This window comes from Streptomyces sp. APSN-46.1, assembly GCF_022815725.1.
Classification (GTDB): Bacteria; Actinomycetota; Actinomycetes; order Streptomycetales; family Streptomycetaceae; genus Streptomyces.
In genome coordinates, this window is record NZ_JALGRF010000001.1 from 780,916 (window position 1) to 797,456 (window position 16,541).

At 71.9% G+C, this 16,541-nt stretch carries 15 protein-coding genes and 2 pseudogenes; 6 read left to right on the forward strand and 11 right to left on the reverse strand.

Annotated elements, in window-relative coordinates; all coding sequences use genetic code 11:
• Positions 1 to 34: 34 nt before the first annotated feature.
• Positions 35 to 496 carry a DUF5133 domain-containing protein gene (locus tag MTF65_RS03485; protein WP_243626701.1) on the reverse strand — a complete coding sequence of 154 codons (462 nt, stop codon included), beginning with the start codon at positions 494 to 496 and terminating at the stop codon, positions 35 to 37.
• 370 nt (positions 497 to 866) lie between these two features.
• On the opposite strand from MTF65_RS03485, the gene MTF65_RS03490 reads away from it, so the two are divergent.
• Positions 867 to 1,112 carry a hypothetical protein gene (locus MTF65_RS03490; protein ID WP_243626702.1) on the forward strand — a complete coding sequence of 82 codons (246 nt, stop codon included), beginning with the start codon at positions 867 to 869 and terminating at the stop codon, positions 1,110 to 1,112.
• Positions 1,113 to 1,305: 193 nt separating this feature from the next.
• Here the strand turns inward: MTF65_RS03490 and MTF65_RS03495 are convergent, their stop codons facing one another.
• The 7 genes and pseudogenes from MTF65_RS03495 to MTF65_RS03525 all read right to left on the reverse strand — a co-directional run bounded on the left by MTF65_RS03495 (position 1,306) and on the right by MTF65_RS03525 (position 7,752).
• Positions 1,306 to 2,226 (reverse strand): RNA polymerase sigma-70 factor, encoded by a 921-nt coding sequence (locus MTF65_RS03495; protein ID WP_243626703.1) that lies wholly within the window; start codon positions 2,224 to 2,226, stop codon positions 1,306 to 1,308.
• 1 nt (position 2,227) lies between these two features.
• Positions 2,228 to 2,344, reverse strand: a pseudogene (locus MTF65_RS03500) (carboxymuconolactone decarboxylase family protein); the annotation flags it as partial.
• A 163-nt stretch (positions 2,345 to 2,507) separates the two neighbouring features.
• A complete protein-coding gene (rox, locus tag MTF65_RS03505; protein WP_243626704.1) occupies positions 2,508 to 3,935 on the reverse strand; it encodes a rifampin monooxygenase in 1,428 nt (475 codons plus the stop codon).
• A 223-nt stretch (positions 3,936 to 4,158) separates the two neighbouring features.
• The gene (locus tag MTF65_RS03510) at positions 4,159 to 5,775 is read right to left on the reverse strand and encodes a phospholipase D family protein (RefSeq protein ID WP_243626705.1); all 1,617 of its coding nucleotides are present in this window, start codon (positions 5,773 to 5,775) and stop codon (positions 4,159 to 4,161) included.
• Positions 5,776 to 5,817: 42 nt separating this feature from the next.
• On the reverse strand, positions 5,818 to 6,501 hold the full coding sequence (locus MTF65_RS03515) for an HAD family hydrolase (RefSeq protein WP_243627296.1): 684 nt from the start codon (positions 6,499 to 6,501) through the stop codon (positions 5,818 to 5,820).
• A gap of 84 nt (positions 6,502 to 6,585) precedes the next feature.
• Positions 6,586 to 7,269, reverse strand: coding sequence for a DUF6766 family protein (locus MTF65_RS03520; RefSeq protein ID WP_243626706.1), 684 nt, complete (start codon positions 7,267 to 7,269; stop codon positions 6,586 to 6,588).
• An 81-nt stretch (positions 7,270 to 7,350) separates the two neighbouring features.
• Positions 7,351 to 7,752, reverse strand: coding sequence for a hypothetical protein (locus MTF65_RS03525; protein WP_243626707.1), 402 nt, complete (start codon positions 7,750 to 7,752; stop codon positions 7,351 to 7,353).
• Between MTF65_RS03525 and MTF65_RS03530 the strand changes: the two genes are divergently transcribed.
• From MTF65_RS03530 to MTF65_RS03545, 3 genes and pseudogenes are all read left to right on the forward strand, one after another.
• A complete protein-coding gene (locus MTF65_RS03530) occupies positions 7,751 to 8,347 on the forward strand; it encodes a hypothetical protein (RefSeq protein WP_243626708.1) in 597 nt (198 codons plus the stop codon). The two genes, MTF65_RS03525 and MTF65_RS03530, sit on opposite strands and share 2 nt — an antisense overlap.
• Positions 8,348 to 8,407: 60 nt before the next feature.
• Positions 8,408 to 8,875 carry a hypothetical protein gene (locus MTF65_RS03535; RefSeq protein ID WP_243626709.1) on the forward strand — a complete coding sequence of 156 codons (468 nt, stop codon included), beginning with the start codon at positions 8,408 to 8,410 and terminating at the stop codon, positions 8,873 to 8,875.
• 692 nt (positions 8,876 to 9,567) lie between these two features.
• A pseudogene (locus MTF65_RS03545) lies at positions 9,568 to 10,576 on the forward strand (glutathione S-transferase family protein).
• A gap of 30 nt (positions 10,577 to 10,606) precedes the next feature.
• On the opposite strand, the gene MTF65_RS03550 reads toward MTF65_RS03545, so the two are convergent.
• The gene (locus tag MTF65_RS03550; RefSeq protein ID WP_243626710.1) at positions 10,607 to 11,290 is read right to left on the reverse strand and encodes a type III effector protein; all 684 of its coding nucleotides are present in this window, start codon (positions 11,288 to 11,290) and stop codon (positions 10,607 to 10,609) included.
• A 134-nt stretch (positions 11,291 to 11,424) separates the two neighbouring features.
• On the opposite strand from MTF65_RS03550, the gene MTF65_RS03555 reads away from it, so the two are divergent.
• Both MTF65_RS03555 and MTF65_RS03560 read left to right on the forward strand, forming a co-directional pair.
• Entirely contained in the window at positions 11,425 to 11,853 is a 429-nt protein-coding gene (locus MTF65_RS03555) for an Hsp20/alpha crystallin family protein (RefSeq protein ID WP_243626711.1), read from the forward strand.
• A gap of 131 nt (positions 11,854 to 11,984) precedes the next feature.
• Complete coding sequence (locus tag MTF65_RS03560) at positions 11,985 to 12,620, forward strand: endonuclease (protein ID WP_243626712.1); 636 nt, start codon at positions 11,985 to 11,987, stop codon at positions 12,618 to 12,620.
• A gap of 68 nt (positions 12,621 to 12,688) precedes the next feature.
• On the opposite strand, the gene MTF65_RS03565 is transcribed toward MTF65_RS03560, so the two are convergent.
• Positions 12,689 to 14,017 carry a cytochrome P450 gene (locus MTF65_RS03565; protein ID WP_243626713.1) on the reverse strand — a complete coding sequence of 443 codons (1,329 nt, stop codon included), beginning with the start codon at positions 14,015 to 14,017 and terminating at the stop codon, positions 12,689 to 12,691.
• Positions 14,018 to 14,026: 9 nt separating this feature from the next.
• Positions 14,027 to 16,522, reverse strand: coding sequence for a SpoIIE family protein phosphatase (locus MTF65_RS03570; protein WP_308407096.1), 2,496 nt, complete (start codon positions 16,520 to 16,522; stop codon positions 14,027 to 14,029).
• Positions 16,523 to 16,541 lie beyond the last annotated feature (19 nt).

A 16,541-nucleotide genomic window follows, 5' to 3' on the forward strand; every position in this document is an offset into this window, starting at 1 on the left:
GTCACGGCCATGCGGTGACATCGAGTCCCGGGGCTCACACGGGCGCGGACAGCAGGGCCACCGCGGCCAGTGCCGCCTCGTGGACCGTCGGGCGGCCCATGAGGACGCACAGGGTGTAGGCGGCGTCGTCCATCGCGCGGCGGGCGTCGTGCTCGGCGGGTGCGCCGCTCAGGCGTGCCTGGCTGGCGCGGAACCGGCTCAGGGCCTCCTCGGTGCGGGCCCGGGCGGGTGTCAGCCCGACCCGTGCCGTCGCCGTCCCGGGCCGCGGGTGGTGAGGGGTGCGGGCCGCCTCCACCGCGTGGCGCAGGGCCCGTTCCACGTGCAGGGGGACGGGCAGCCCGCGGGAGCCGGCGACCATCGCCGCGGCCACCTCCACGACGGCGACGTGGGATTTTTCCGCGGCGGCGGCGAGGACGCGCTGGGCGTCGCGCGCCGAACACGGGGTCAGGGCCATCACCATGCCCACCGCCCAGGCCGCCGTCGGCTCCGGGGACACCGGAGGCACCGGGGGCACCGGCGCGGGCCGGGCGGGTTCCGCCTGTCCCGTGGATGGCAGAGCAGTCGTGCGGGAGGTGCGGCATGTGCGGGAGGTGCGGGAGGTACGGGGTGACGACACGGGGTGATCCCTTCGGCCAGGACCGTGCGCGCGGTGACGTGATTATGGAACGTATGCCGCGTTCACGGGCTTCGGCGCGCGCACGTCGGCTTGCTTCCGTTCCTGCTCTGAACGGCCCGGGGAGATCGCTAAACGCTCGGCCGCGGGGATTCGCCCGTGCGGCTCACCGGATTGGCCTCTTCGGTCCTGCCGGGCTCTGATGGATGCGGGCCGTCTCCGGTCCACACCACAAGCGCAGAGGGGTACAGAGATGTACAGAATGTGCGCCGAGGCGATGGCGGGTCAGAGTGAGCTGCTCTGGCACGTCCTCGCCCATGACAGCTCCGCCCACACGCTGTGCGGAAGGCACGTGGCCGGGGACGGCTCCGCCCTCACCGGGGCGTCCGCGGCCGCCGACCGGTACTGCCTGCCCTGCATGTCGAACTTCCGCTCCGCTGTCCGGGAACGCGCGGACCTCGCGCAGAAGCAGAAATCGGGCGCTTCCGCCGGACGGTAGACCGCAGCCGTGCGACGGTCGTCGGGTGCGCCCTCTCGGGGGGTTGCCGGACGCACCCGACGCCTTGCACCAATGTGCCGTACGTACCGGCGGCGAGCCCGTCACACGCGGCCGACGGGGCCTTCGCGGACGGCCTCGTACTCCGAACGGACGGCCGACCCCGCCGAACGCGCGGCAGAGGACACGGTCGAGGTCAGTTCATGTGCCGGCGGGCCTGCTTCACCTCGCGGTCGATGGCCCAGGCGTCGGCGACCGGCCCGATATGGCCGAGCTTGTCGGGATTGATCACCCCGCGGATGGTCTGAATCCGCCCGTCGAGCACGTCGAGGACCGTGTGCAGGATCTTGCCGTCCCGGTCGCGGAAGATCGCGCCGGGCTGGCCGTTGACCTCGTGCGACTCGAACGTCGCGTCGATCCGGATCAGCCAGGGGACGACGGAGGCAAGCAGCCGGGCCACGTTGTCGGCACCCACGACGGCCTTGGCCAGCTGCGGCGCCTTGCCGCCGCCGTCCCCGACCAGCTGCGCGTCGGCGGCCAGCAGATTCCGCAGCCCGCCCACATCACCGTCCTTCAGCGCGTCGAAGAACCGCGTCGCCAGCTCCTGCCGCTCCTGACGGTCCGCCGCGAAGCGCGGCCGCCCGGCCTCCATATGCCGCCGCGCCCGCACCAGCAACTGCCGGCACGCCGCCTCCGACCGCCCGACCGCCGTGGCGACCTCGTCGAACCCGAAGCCGAAGACCTCCCGCAGCACGAACACCGCCCGCTCCAGCGGGCTGAGCCGCTCCAGCAGCAGCAGCGCCGCCATCGACACCGAGTCGGCCAGCTCCACCGCCCGCGCCGGATCCTCATAAGGGTCGGCGAGCAGGGGCTCGGGAAACCACGGGCCCACGTACTCCTCCCGCCGCACCCGCGCGGAGCGCAGCACATCGATCGAGATCCGTGTCACCGTGGCCGACAGAAAGGCCCTGGTCGACATGGGCCGGGTCGCCGAGCCGTCGAAGCGCAGCCACGTCTCCTGCACCGCGTCCTCGGCCTCGCTCACGCTGGCCAGAATCCGATAGGCGATCGAAAACAACAGCGGCCGCAGCTCCTGGAACTCCTCGACCTTGCTCACGCTCGCTGACCCCGCCGGCCGCGTCCGCGACCCGGGTCCCCTGCTCCGCCAGCTCCAGCGCGGCACGCTCGGCCTCGGTGAAGACCGTGGCCTCCCGCCACGCCGCCACCGCGTGCATGGTGTGCTCCTCCGTGGTCGTCAGTGCCTACACCTCCTGAGACGGGGTAGCCCGACCCCCTGTGACATGGACGGATGTGACCTGCGTCTCTCCGCCGCCGGTGCACGTCAGGCGCCGACGTACTGCTGCCGCACCGGCCGGTGCGGCAGCAGTCGGCCACCGCTCAACTGACGGCAGCGCCGAACCACTTGGGCAGCTGGCCGAGCAGATCCCGCTGGTCTTCGCCGACCCACGCCACGTGGCCGTCCGGCCGCAGCAGTACCGCGGGTACGTCCAGTTCCTCGCTGACGTCGACGACGTGGTCGACCCGATCTGCCCAACCGGCCACCGACAGCCGGCCGGTCTGGTCGAGCAGCAGCCCGCGGCCGCCGTGCATCAGCTCGTAGAGGCGACCTTGCTTCAGCTCCACGTCCCGCATCCGGCGGCCGAGCAGTTCGTGGTCCTCGCCGAAGTCGTAGCGGACCTCGACCGCGGTGATCATCCCGGTCACGTACCGGTTGACCTCCTCGAAGTCCATCAGCTTCGAGAGCAGCTCCCGCAGCGCGGTCGCACCCGGGTCGGTCCCCAACAGCGTCATCTGCGCACGGGTGTTGTCCAGCACGGCTGCGCCCACCGGGTGCCGTTCGGCGTGGTAGCTGTCCAGCAGCCCCTCCGGCGCCCAGCCGTTGACCGCGGCGGCCAGCTTCCAGCCGAGGTTGAACGCGTCCTGCACGCCCAGGTTGAGCCCCTGCCCGCCGGTCGGCGGGTGGATGTGCGCGGCGTCGCCGGCCAGCAGCACCCGGCCGACCCGGTAGCGCTCGGCCTGCCGGGTGGCGTCGCCGAACCGGGACAGCCAGCGCGGAGAGTGCACGCCGAAATCGGTGCCCGCGAAGGCGCGCAGCTGCTGCTTGAACTCCTGGAGGGTCGGCTCGGTCGCACGGTCCTCGGCCACCCCATCGGCGGGCACGACGATGCGGCACACTCCGTCCTCGATGGGGGCGACGCCGAATCGCAGCTGGGTCTTGTGGACTTCCTCGACGACGGCGGCAATCGTCGCCGGATCCTCGGTCACCACCATTTCACCCAGCAGCGTCTCGACCTTGGCGGGCTCGCCGGGGAAACCGACGCCGAGCAGCTTGCGCACCGCACTGCGGCCGCCGTCGCATCCGACGAGGTAGCGCGAGCGCAGGTGCGTGCCGTCCGCCAGCTCGACGGTCACCCCGTCCTCTCCCTGGCTCAGCCCGACCAGCTCGCAGCCACGCCGGATCTCGGTACCGAGCTCTAGGGCGCGCTCGTTGAGCAGCCGCTCCGTGACCGGCTGCGGTGTGGCGACACCGTACGGGTGAGCCGTGTCCAACCGGTCCGGCCACGGCTTCATGATGCCGCCGAAGAGACCGCCGACCTGGAACTTCTCGCTGACCGCGAGGAACCGGTCCAGCAGACCGCGCTGGTCCATCACCTCGACACTGCGTGCGTGCAGGCCCTGCCCGCGGGACTGCCGGGTCGGCTCGGTCAGCTTGTCCAGCACGACCACGTGCGCACCGTGCAGCCTCAGTTCGGCGGCCAGCATCAACCCGGTCGGTCCACCGCCGGCAATGATGACATCGATCAACGTAAATCCCCGTTTCCGCAGGTCCTGGCTTCGTCCGCAGATTCTGCGGCACGACCCGGGTCTTGCCGCAAGCCCCCCGGTGCGCTATAAGTTGAGAGTGGCAAGGAGTAAGTACCTCCTTGCCTTTGCCTTTTGTCCGTCCGCTGTGGACGACGTCCCCCACGCCAGCCCCCAACGCGCGAGCTCGAGAAGATGCTGCCCGCACTCCGCGGATGAGGCGGCTTCAGAAGGCGTTGCGGCGCCGCAAGCCCAGCGGACGTCCGTCCGGGTCGACCAGGACGTGGTGCAGCGGGGTCGCGAGCACCCTCTTCACGGTGGGCAGGTCCGGGGGAACGTACCGGCGCAGCCGGCCCGGCGGCCGTGGACCGCGGCAGCCGCCCTCGTGCCAGGTGTCCAGGGCGTCGGCGGCCTCCTCGAAGGCGTCGAACGCTGTCATCGGGTCGCACAGCGCGTCCTGCGCCCGCTGCCCCGCCCCGGCCGGTGCGTCCAGGTGCTCGCGCATGAGTTCCAGGCGCAGCTCGCGGGCGAAGAGGCGCGCGCCATGGCCGAGGCCTCCGGGGTCGGACGGCTCCCGCAGGTCCGGGCTCTGGTCGAGCACGACGCAGCTGAGTTCCGAATCGTGCGTCCACGAGCGCAGGTTGATGTTGTCGGAGCCGACGGAGGCCCACACGTCGTCGATCACGCACACCTTGGCGTGCACGTAGACAGGATTTCCGGCCGGGTTCTCCAGGCCGTACACCGCCACCCGGTCTCCGCCGGCGCGGCGCAGTTCGTCCAGGGCCGTGATCCGCCCGATCAGGTTCATCGGCAGGGTGAGCCGGCCGTCCTGCTCCGGGACCGAGGGGATGACGGCGATCAGTCGCAGCTGTTGATGCGTGGTCAGCGCCCGGGCGAAGCAGTCCACCACCCGGGGGGACCACAGGTACTGGTCTTCGAGGTAGATCAGTGCCCGGGCCTGCCGCAGCCCTTTGAGGTAACCGCGTGCGATGCTGCGCTCGCCGTCGGGTGCGAAGGGGTAGCCGTGCAGCAGACGGTTCGGATACGTGCGCAGCACCTGCACGGTGTGCGTGCCGCAGGGGGCCGGATCGGCTGCCTGCGGCGGCAGGGTGCCCGCGCTGGTGTCCTCCCGGTGCAGCAGCTCCCGCAGGCGGGTGAGGGGGCTGCGGCTGAGCGGCGCCGGGTCCTGCCAGCGTTCGCGGAAGACGGCCTCGACGTCGCCGACGGCCGGTCCCCGCAGGGCGAGCTGAACGTCGTGCCACGGCGGGTGCGGCCCGTACGCGGAGGCCAGGGGCAGCGACTGGCGGTCGCCCCGGTGGGTGGCGTCGTCGTTGCGGTTGTGGCAGAGGTCGATGCCGCCGACGTACGCGACGTCCAGCTCCGGGCGGCCCGGATGGCGCAGGACCACCATCTTCTGGTGGTGTGCACCGCCCGGCCGGACCCGCAGGTCGAGCAGGCACTCGCCGCCGGCCTCCTCGATCTCCTCGCCGAGGTGGCGGTTCTCCTTTTCGCTGAAGTGGAGGCTGTCCAAGTGCGAGCGCCACAGCAGCCCCTTGACGATCACACCGCGCTCCGCCGCCCGGCACAGGACGGTACCGATGTCGGTACCGGGTCCGTCGAGCCGCTCGTCGGGGTCGCCCCGCCAGTCGGTGAACAGGAGCAGGTCACCCGCACGCATCGCGCGGATCCCCGCCAGCAGCTCCGCGAAGTACGCGGCGCCGTGAACCAGGGCCCGTGCGCGGTTTCCCTCGGACCAGGCCGACCCGTCCGGGTGGCGCTCGTCCAGGCGCGTCGCGGCGTTGCCCCGTTCACCTGCTGTCAGCAGCCAGTCTGCACGCGTCACGGCATCGGTCCTCCGGCTGGCACCTACCCGCCGCACGCACCCTCACTCGGGGCGTGACTGCCGCGGCGTGTCCGCGAACGGGCTGCGGTCGAGGCTGCCCAGCAAGTCGGCCGGGTGGCGGTACACCGCGCGTGCCCCCGCTTCTTGGAGGTCGCGGCGGGGGATCCCGCCGCTCAGCAGGCCCACGCAGGTGACCTCTGCGCGGGTGCCGGCCTTCATGTCCCACACCGTGTCGCCGACGAAGACGGCGTCGCGCCCGGCCGCGTCGGCGAGGCCGAGGGCGCGGATCACCGGCTCCGGGTCCGGTTTCCCCTCGCTCACGTCGTCGGAGCTCGTGGTGGCGGTGATGGCGTCGTCGGCGTCGATGGCCCTTCTCAGCGCCGCGAGCTCGGTGCCGCCCGCGGAGGTGACCAGGACCACCCGCCAGCCGCGTCGGTCGAGCTCGCGCAGCAGCTCGGCGGCCGAGTCGAGGCTGCGAAGCCGGTCGAAGTACGTGCCGTAGAGCGTGTCGTGCGCCGCGCTGAGCGTGTCGTCCTCGCCCGTGTCGCGGTCGTCTCCCAGGAGGCGGGCGAGCAGGTCCTCGCCCGGAAGGCCGATCGCACGGTGGATGTCGTACATCGCCACCGGGTGACCGGCCTGCCGGAATGCCTCCCACCAGCAGGCGACGTGCAGGTGATTGGTGTCGGCGAGGGTTCCGTCGACGTCGAACAGCGCGGCGCGGTTCATCTCCGCCTCCACGGGAGAGATCACGGAAGAGATCACGTCCGGCGCCTACCCGCCCGGCCTTGGCCCACTCCCCCCCACGAGGTTTCAGCCCTCGACACCGGTAGCCGTGTGGGCCGCTCCCACGGGCTTCGACTCGGGTGAGCCGCGCTGGCGCAGGTAGACCGAGAAGATGGCCATCGAGGCCACGGCGAGCAGCTCGGACTGCCAGTTCTGGAGGGTTCGATTCCAGAATTCGGCGGACGTGACGTAGGTGGACCAGCCGACCGGCTCCTGCAGTTCGCGCAGCCGCTCCTCGTTGAAGGCGACCCTGCCCGTGACGGACTGGGCCAGCCAGGACAGCAGGAAGACCGTACCCATGAGCATGCCGAGCGACCGCGAGTACAGCGCCTGGCGCAACCCGCCCGCGGATGCCGGACGCGGCGAGTCCGCGGTGGCGTAGGCGCCGACCATCTGTTCCCTGTCCGATCCGGTACCGGTCTTGCCGAGCGGCTTGGACTCGGGCGAACCGCGCTGCAGCAGCCACACGGTCCCGACGATGTACAGGAAGAACTGGAGGAACTCCGACTGCCAGTTCTCGGTGACATCGACCGCGAAGTCGGACGTGAAGAGGTACTCGGAGAAGGACAGCGGGTGCAAGGACTGCGCGGTGAGAACGCTGTTGAGCGCGGCGCGCCCGGCGATCGCCTGGCCCGCGAGGCTGAGCAGGAAGCCGGTGCCGAACGCCAGGGTCAGGCCGTTCTCGCGCACGAACCGTGCGGGGCCCGTCATCGTCGCATCAGCCCCACCGTGAAGGCGTAGGCGAGGCCGGCGAACACCGCGGTCAGGCACAGCAGGAACATGACGCGCACCTCAGTCACCTTTCAGTTCACACCGGTGGGGGCGCCCGGGGCGCGGAACGCAGCCCGCGGCCGTGACCTTCCAGCCGTCCGGGTACGCGGCCAGGAAGACGGTGTCCCGCGGGAAGACCACCCGTGCCTGGGAGCCGTAGGCGTCCACCCGGACGGCCGGGGCGGCGGCCGGGGTGAGGTTCAGCGTGCCCAGCGCCGTGCCGCACGGACCGTCCTGTTCCAGTTCCTCACGCGTACCCGGCGCGAGGGCCTCGCAGGCCCGCCGGACGTCGCCGCCCCGCAGCGCTGCCTCGAACTGCGTGGCCGCGGCCTCGGCGGCCGCTGCCCGCTCACCGACGGCCGCGCATCCGGAGGAGGTCACGCACAGCGTGCCCAGCAGCAGAAGAGCGGTGATCGGACGCATGGACCGAGCATGGACGGCCACCGCGCGCAGCCGCCTCCGGCGGACCGCGACACGCGGAGGGTTTGCCCCCACACTTCTCGCCGTTCTGATCCCAGTCGCCGTCGTACTGATCCTCGCCGGCATCGCCGCGTGGATGTACCGGCGGCGGCGCCGGTTGCAGGAGCGGTTCGGTCCGGAATACGACCGGACCGTGGAACGCACGGGCAGCAGGCGCGCCGCCGACGCCGAACTGCGGGACCGCGAGGTCCATCACGACAACCTCGACATCAGGGAACTCCCCGCCGAGGAGCGGAACCGCTACGCCGACGCGTGGATCACCGTCCAGCAGCGCTTCGTCGACCGGCCGGAAGGCGCGGTCTCGCAGGCGGACGAGCTGGTCACCCACCTGATGCGGGATCGCGGCTACCCCACCGAGGGGTACGAGGAGCAGCTGCGCGAGCTGTCCGTCGAACATGGGCGGACCCTGGAGCACTACCGCGCGGCGCACGAGGTCAACGTCCGCAGCAGCAAGGGGCACGCAACCACGGAGGAGCTGCGCGGGGCCATGGTGCACTACCGCGCGCTCTTCGACGAACTGATCGGGACGACGAGGTGACCCGAGATGCAGAGGGAAGAAGAACAGCGAGAAGAAGAACAGCGGGAAGAGGAACAGAGCTTGACCACCGAGCAGCTGGCCCATCCCGGAGGCGGTGAGCCGCCGCGGCCGGTGTACCCGGGTGAGGCGACCGCCGACGACACCCGGGAGGAGGGCCGCGACGAGATGCGGGAGGAGGCGGACGTCACCGACGTGGAAGAGGCCGCCTACGGGGAAGGCCCGGCCGCGGAGGAGACGGCGGCCGTCCCTCAGGAAGAAGCCGAGGCGCTGCTCCCCGAGCAGGAGGCCGAGGAGTACCGGAAGACCTGGGGTGAGATCCAGGCCCGCTTCGTGGACGACCCGCGGGGTGCGGTGCGCGACGCCGACCGCCTGGTCGCCGAGGTCATGCAGACCCTCGCCGGAACCTTCTCCGAACACAAGAGGGAACTGGAGAGCCAGTGGCAGGAGGGCGAACAGGTGGCCACCGAGGACCTGCGGCTGGCCCTGCAGCGGTACCGGTCCTTCTTCGGCCAGCTGCTACGGACCTGACGCGACCGGTGCAGTCCGTGGCGGGCGGGCCATCGCCCGAGGGCGTGACGGTGCGACCCGCCACGGCGTCCTGGTACCCAGGCGCATCGCCGAACAGGACGGCCGCCTCGGCCAGGGCACGTCCCACCGACGGGCGCCCGCCTCCGCGGCGTGCTCGGCGATCGCCTTGCCCAGGGCCGTGCCGAACGGCGGGCAGCACGGCCAGGGCGAGCCCGTCGGCCGCGAACACCGCCCCGACCAGCGGGAGATCACGGCCGCGGCCGTACAGTCCGTGTTCGTCCACCGAGCCGTGCCGGTCCAGCAGCACCCCCACGCGGTGGTCACATGGGGGCGGCCGGACTGTTCGTGCCGTGCGGGGAGAGGTCGTGGACGGCGAAGGCCCGGTCGATCACGGGCATGGCCACGTTGCGGACGCGCGCCTTCATCTCCGGTTCCCCGAACTCGCTGCCGCAGCGCCCGGCGAAGCCTCCGCAGAAGCCCTTGGTTCCCGCGACTCCCGGCCGCGTCCCGCCGAGGTCGAACGCGATGCCGGCGCCCTCGAGGACGGCCAGTACGGCCGCCTTGCACTCCGACTAACCCCCATTGACCCGCGCAAACCTCACCGCACACACCTCACGGAGTGAGGCGGCGCGCGGCGGGTAGGCGCGGCACGTGTTCGGAAACGAGACGGTGAACCATGAGCAGGGTGAACCATGAACTACGTGACCCGCGGCCGGGACTACTCGCGTGACACCCGGTACCTCACCAGCCGCATCACCGCCGACGGGCGCGACGGCTTCCCCGTGGAGCCCGGCCGCTACCGCCTGGTGGTCAGCCGCGCCTGTCCGTGGGCCGGCCGGGCGGTGATCGTACGGCGGCTCCTCGGGCTGGAGGAGGCGCTGCCGATGGCCATCGCCGGCCCCACGCACGACGAGCGCAGCTGGACGTTCGACCTGGACCCCGGCGGCCGTGACCCCGTACTCGGTATCGAGCGGCTGCGGGACGCGTACCTCGCCCGCGACCCCGGCTACGACCGGGGCATCACGGTGCCGGCGATCGTCGACGTGCCGACGGGCAAGGTGGTGACGAACGACTTCGCCCGGATCACGCTCGACCTGTCGCTGGAGTGGGTGCCGTACCACCGCGCCGGTGCACCGGAGCTGTACCCGGCCGCCCTGCGGCCGGAGATCGACGCGGTGAACAGGCTGGTCTACGAGGACGTGAACAACGGCGTCTACCGCGCCGGGTTCGCCGGCTCGCAGGAGTCGTACGCCGCGGCGTACGAGCGCCTGTTCGCCCGGCTCGACTGGCTGGCGGAGCGGCTCGGGCGGTCCCGGTACCTGGTCGGCGACACGATCACCGAGGCGGACGTGCGGCTGTTCACCACCCTCGTTCGCTTCGACGCCGTCTACCACGGCCACTTCAAGTGCAATCGGTGGAAGCTGTCGGAGCTGCCGGTCCTGTGGGCTTACGCGCGCGACCTGTTCCAGACACCGGGTTTCGGCGACACGGTCGACTTCGATCACATCAAGCGCCATTACTACCTGGTCCACACCGACATCAATCCGACCGGGAGTGCCGGCCGGCCCGGACCTGTCGGGCTGGCTCGAACCGCACCACCGCGCGTCCCTGGGCGGTCGGCCGTTCGGTGACGGCACGCCGCCCGGCCCGGTCGCAGCCGCGGAGGCGGTACCCGCCGGCCACACCCCGCTGGCCGCCTGAGCGGGGCACGGGGCACGGGGCGCGGCCACGTCAGGTCGTACGCCCCTGCCCGCCGCCGCCTTGCCGCAGGTGGTCGGTGTGCCGCGTGAGGGAGTCGATACGGGCCGCGAGATCCGGATGGGCAGCTTCGAGCAGAGGCCGGGTCGCGACCAGAGGTCCGACGAGGCGTGCGGCGTCATCGGCGGCGAGGGCCCGGTCAAGGGCGCCCATGAGGTTGCGCGCCGAGGACGGGAGGTCGGTGAGCGCCGTGATCTGGCCGGCGAGCCGGCGCAGGTCGGCGGCGTTGTCGCGGGCCCAGGCGGTGACGGTGCGGTCTGCCGCACGGGACGCGCGGGTGGCCTGGACGCGCTGCTCTCCGGTGGTCCCGGCCGCACCGGGACGTACGCGCAGGTAGCGCCGTTCCGCGGCCTGCCGGCTGGCGACCCCGAGCGGGGCGGCGAGCTCGCCCCAGCTCGCCCCGGCGTCGCGGGCGGTTTCGATGAGGCCGCTCTCCCAGCCCGCGAGCTGCTCACGGACCTGGCGCAGGAGCAGGAGCGAGGCGAGTGCCTGCTCGGGGCGGACCGCCGGAGGCGACGGACTGCCGCCTTCCGCGGCCTGGGCCCCCCGCAGGGCATCGCTGATCACGTCCAGCGCCGCGACCGCGGAGAGAAAGGACACCGCGCCCTTCTGATCAGGGCCACTGGATGCGGTCGCCGTTCCATCGGCCTGCGTCATCATGACCTCCTCCGCGAGTCGTCATCCATCAGGCGACGATCCACCTTGTCATCGTTTGGATGACATGTTACAACAGAAACATGTTCAAGCGCATTGGCAGCTGTTCTGCCTGAACCGACTGGAGGTGTTTCGCGATGTTGATGCGCACCGACCCCTTCCGCGAGATGGACCGGATCGTCCAGCAGCTCTCGGGTACGTCCGGAACCTGGTCGAAGCCGTCCGTCATGCCGATGGACGCCTACCGCGAGGGCGATGCGTATGTGGTCGCCTTCGACATCCCTGGTGTCTCCCCCGAGGCGATCGACATCGAACGGAACATGCTGACCGTGAAGGCCGAGCGCCGGCCGGCGACGAAGGCCGACGACGTGCAGATGGAGCTCTCGGAACGGCCCCTCGGTGTCTTCTCCCGCCAGATCATGCTGGCCGACACCCTGGACACCGAGAACATCGAGGCCGGATACGACGCGGGTGTCCTGACCCTGCGCATCCCGATCACCGAGCGCGCCAGGCCCCGGAAGATCCGCATCACCGCCACCGGCGGCCGCAAGCAGATCTCCGGCTGACCTGCCCCGCACCGGCCACGGAGGGCGGACCCGCGCCGGCGGAGCGCGCCGTACGAGGCGTACGGCGCGCTCCGCCGGGCAGGCGCAGCGCACACGGACGTGAACCTCGCACACGAAGAGGGAGGCCGTCGGTGAATCAGCGAACCAAGGTGGAGAGGCTCCTGGAGGAGTGCGGCCGCACTCATGCCGAGGAGGCGGGCATCCGGTTGCGGGACACTCCTGTGCCGCTGTACCAGGTGCTGACGCTGTGTGTGCTGTTCTCCGTCCCCATCAGGGCGGACACCGCCGTCGCGGCGGCCCGCGAGCTGTTCAAGGCGGGGATGCGCAGTCCGCGCGCGATGGCCGAGGCTTCCTGGCAGGAGCGCGTCGACGCACTCGGACGCGCCCACTACAAGCGCTACGACGAGAGCACGGCGACGGCTCTCGGGGAGGGGGCGGACCTGGTTCTCGAACGGTACCGCGGGGACCTGAGGCGGCTGCGGAGTGCGGCCGAGCGCGACCCCGGCCGGATCCGGGAGCTGTTGTGCGAGGTGCCGCGCATCGGACCGGTCGGCGCTGACATCTTCTGCCGGGAGGTGCAGGGGCTGTGGCCTGAACTGCGGCCCGCCTTCGACCGCAGGGCCCGCGCCGGGGCGCGCACCCTCGGCCTGCCGGGGACGCCGGAGAAGCTGGCGCGGCTCGTGCCCGCCACGGAACTCCCCCGCCTGGCAGCGGCCTTGGTACGGACGCAGCTCACCGACGGGACCACCGAGCCGGACGCGGCCTGAGCGCCTGAGCGGACGGCCGATCGGCCGTCCGCCGGATGAGACGTCAGTACCCGAGGGCGTACTGGCGTTCACGCTTGGGGCTGGAACCGCGTGGCACTGCGGCTCCTCGACTGGTGTGCGCAATCGATGACGAATCCGCTGTGGGGCCGGGTCGGAATTCGGCTCAGCGGGATGGAGAGGTCCTGTTGCGGCACGTCGGCCTCCAGCGCGGCCAGGGCGGGCGCGAGAGTGGTGAGCAGGGACACGGTGATGTCCTCGCCCGGGCAGCGGTGGCCGGTGTGCGCGTCGCCTGCGCCCTGGGGGATCAGTTCGTCCCTGCCCGGTTCCCGGTCGAGGAAGCGCCGGGGGTCGAAGTGGTACGGCCGTTCCCACAGCTCGGGGTCGTGGTGATGCCCGTACACGTCGAGGAGGAGGAGCGTCCCGGCGGCGATCTCGGTGTCGGCGAAGGTGAGGTCGCGGGCGGCCAGGGCACCGAGGAAGGGCACGAAGGGGTAGAAGCGGCGGACCTCGTGGGCGAACGCGCGGGCCTGGGCGGGACCGCCCTCGACCAGCTGCTCACGGTGGCCGGGATGGCGGTGGAGGGCGTGGGCGGCGAAGACGGCGAACCAGGCGATGGCGACGGTGGGACGGATGATGTTCAGGAGTTCGACGGCCGCCGTGTGCGGGTCGAGCAGGGTGCCGTCCGGCTCGCGGTGCAGGGCGACCACCTCCAGCGGAGACCCGGCGGGGGCGCTGTGCCCGGACCGGCCGAAGCCGCCGCCGCCGGCCGCGTGCGAGCCGAGTGCGCGGACGTCGGTGACGACGCGCGCGAGGCCCTGCTCCTGACGGCGCCGGGCCCGACGGGCCTTGATGTGCCGGGGGCCCGGGGTGGCGAAGCCGTCGACCATGGCGACACAGTCCTCGGCGATCTCGCGGGCCGCCTCTTCGGGCACCGGCAGGCCGGACCAGTCGCAGACCGCTCGGGCGAGCAGTGTGGCGACCTCGTCGAAGAGCACCACGCTGCGGCCCTCCCAGCCCGTCACGGCATCGCGCCAGGCGCTCTCGACGCGGGCGGTCAAGTCGGCGACGCGCTGCGGCGACATCAGCAGGGAGGTGAACATCTGCTTGCGCACCCGGTGGGCCGTCCCGTCCAGGGTGTGCACCGCTCCCCTGCCGAAGAGGGTGTCGAGCACGGACGCGGGCAGGGCCCCGTGGCGCTGGGCGTGCTCCTCGTCGTAGAAGAAGGCGACGGCCTCGGGGCCGTGCAGGAGGGCCGCGGGGCGGCCCATCAGCCGGGTGCGGACCAGCGGTGCGCCGTCATGGGCCCGGCGCAGGTCCGGGGCCCAGGCGTAGCCGTGGGCCAGCAGGGACAGGGTGCTGTCGGTGAGTGGACCGAGTGAACCGAGTGGACCGGACATGTGCTGCGCCTACCCGGCTCGGGCGGGCCCATTCAGGTCCGGGCGCAGCCGCCGCTGTCCGCGGGGGCCCTCCTCGTCCGGGTTCACCGTCGGTACCTCGGGAACGCGGATGTCCAGGACGCAGACGTCGTCGCGGTGGTCCGGACGCGCTGCCGCGAGGGTGCGGGCGAGCGTGCCGGCCCGGCCCGTTTCGACGAGCCGCAGCGCCGCGTCGGCGAGGCGGTCGAGGCCGGTGCCGATGTCCTCCCCGGGCTGCTCCACGAGCCCGTCGGTGTAGAGCACGAGGTGGTCCCCGGGGCGCAGGTCCAGGATGTCGTACGCGTAGACGGCGTCGAAGGTGGCTCCGAGGAGGGCGCCCTCGGGCAGGGGGAGGAACCGTGCCTCGCCGTCGCGGATCAGGAGGGGCGGCGGGTGTCCGGCCCGTACCCAGGTCAGGCGGCGGTCCCAGGGCTGGTAACGGGCCATGATCATGGTGGCGGTGGTGCCGCCCGACTCGGGGGGCGTGTGGAGGAGCAACGTGTTGAGCCTGGCCAGTACGTCCGGCAGGGCCGAGCCGGTGACCGCCATGCCTTTGGCCGTGAAACGCAGCTGGGCCATGGTGGCGACGGCGTCCAGGCCGTGTCCGGCGACATCGCCGACGACGAAGAGGGCGCTGTGGTCCGGGAGTTCGATCGCGCTGTACCAGTCGCCGCCGACGTTGACTCCGCCGGCGTTGAGCCCGCTGAGGTTGAGCCCGCCGATGGTGAGCCCGCCCGCGTTGACTCCGCTGTCGGAGGGGACGTAGGCCACGCGGATGCACAGGCCGGCGATCTCCAGCGACTGTTCGGGGATCGGCAGCAGCGCGTTCTGCAGCCGGGCGGCCAGGGCACGCTCGGCCCGCAGCATTCCGCGCTGGACGAGGACAGCGCGTTCGCTCTCGCGCAGGGCGAACTCCACGTCGCGTTGTGCGGTGAGGTCCTGGAAGAAGCCGTGTACCTCCACGGGAGCGCCGTCCGCGTCGGTGCGGGCCTCGGCGACGATCCGCAGGTGCCGCGCACCGTCGCCGGTCGTGATGCGGAAGGGCTGGTCGATCGCCGTGCCGTCGCCCAGCAGCCGCTGAACGGAGGCGGTGAGCGCCGGCCGATCGTTGGGGACCAGGTGCAGGGGCAGTTCCTCCAGGGTCATCGGCCCTTCCGCGGGGTCACGGCCGAAAATGGCATAGACCTGGTCGGACCATGTGACGGTGTCCGTCTTCAGGTCCCAGTTCGCCCAGCCGAGATTGCCCAGCCGCTGCATGTCGGCGAGTTTGCGCACGTCGCGCTCGTGGCCGTCCAGGTGGGTCCAGGAGACGACCAGGCGGCCGTCGAGCCGGGCCGCGCGCACGGAGTAAGTGGTCTCCCCGGGTGCTCCGGCGAGCACCTCGCGGTAGGTCAACGGCTCGCTCTGGAAGACCGTTCCGGTGGCCAGTGTGTCCAGGTAGCCGTCCCAGACGGCCGTGCCGGCCACGGTGGGATAGCTCTCCAGGACTCGTCTGCCGATGAGCTCCTTGCCGGCGCGCCCGGCCAGGTCCACGGCCCCCGGGGAGGCGGCGTCGATCCTGTAGTCCTCGACCTCTCCGCCGCGAGCACACAGGGGTGTCAGCAGGATGACCGACGCGGACAGCCCGTCCAGGACCCGCTGGACGGCCTTCACCTCCTCCAGGCCCTCCCCGACCGGTCGGCGGCCGGCAGCCCGCAGGTGGGCGGCACACAGCCGCACGGCTCTTCGCCACAGGACCCGCGTCCGCGGCGCGAACGGGGCCCGCGTGGTGCGGAAGAAGCCGACGACGGCCCTCGTCGGCCCGGCGCCGGGCACGGGGATCCAGGCTCGCGTCGGCCAGCGTTCCGGCGGGTCGCCGATGAGCCGGTACCGGGCGGCGTCCTGGACCGGGTCCTCCAGCCACACGGCCCTTCTTCTCGCGACGGCCTCCAGGGCGGCGACTCCGGCCGGCGGTGGAACACGGCTCCACTGTCTGGCCAGTTCGTCGCCGACCCCCGCTGTCCCCGCCAGGTCCAGGCTTCCGGCGGTGTCAACGGTGTAGATCATCACGGCGTCCAGGTCGCCGTCACCGCCGAGCGCCGCGAGCAGGAGCTCGGCGACCTCGTCCGGCCCGTGGACGTCGGCAAGACCCTGCGCGAGCTGGCCGAGTACCCCGGGGCCCGCGCCGTCGCTGCGGGCGAAGTCCGCTGCCGCCGCCGAGGTGCGGGCAACGGGGGCGGGGGCGGGGCTGATCCGGCCCAGAGTGATCCAGCACTCCTCCAGCAGGGTCCGCCGCCGCTGCTCGGCGTTGGTCAGGAGCATCTCGTACGCGGTGTCGGCCGACACCGCGGCTTCGGCCATCAGGACGCCCTTGGCCCGCTCCAGTACGGCGGAAGTCGCGGCGACCGCTTCCATTTCAGCGATCTCCGAGCGCAGCCTCGTCACCACTTTGGTCAGAGCGAGCACGTCTGTGGCGGACTCGGCGGGGAGCGCCGAATCACTGTTCACCCTTCGAGGATGTCACGCC

Excerpts from the sequence above, each read along its gene's own strand:
- MTF65_RS03490 (WP_243626702.1), top strand. The coding sequence starts at position 867 with ATGTACAGAATGTGCGCCGAGGCGATGGCGGGTCAGAGTGAGCTGCTC.
- MTF65_RS03525 (WP_243626707.1), bottom strand. The coding sequence starts at position 7,752 with ATGCGTCCGATCACCGCTCTTCTGCTGCTGGGCACGCTGTGCGTGACC.
- MTF65_RS03550 (WP_243626710.1), bottom strand. The coding sequence starts at position 11,290 with ATGACGCAGGCCGATGGAACGGCGACCGCATCCAGTGGCCCTGATCAG.
- MTF65_RS03530 (WP_243626708.1), top strand. The coding sequence starts at position 7,751 with ATGGACCGAGCATGGACGGCCACCGCGCGCAGCCGCCTCCGGCGGACC.
- MTF65_RS03565 (WP_243626713.1), bottom strand. The coding sequence starts at position 14,017 with ATGTCCGGTCCACTCGGTTCACTCGGTCCACTCACCGACAGCACCCTG.
- MTF65_RS03555 (WP_243626711.1), top strand. The coding sequence starts at position 11,425 with ATGTTGATGCGCACCGACCCCTTCCGCGAGATGGACCGGATCGTCCAG.
- MTF65_RS03520 (WP_243626706.1), bottom strand. The coding sequence starts at position 7,269 with ATGACGGGCCCCGCACGGTTCGTGCGCGAGAACGGCCTGACCCTGGCG.
- MTF65_RS03515 (WP_243627296.1), bottom strand. The coding sequence starts at position 6,501 with ATGAACCGCGCCGCGCTGTTCGACGTCGACGGAACCCTCGCCGACACC.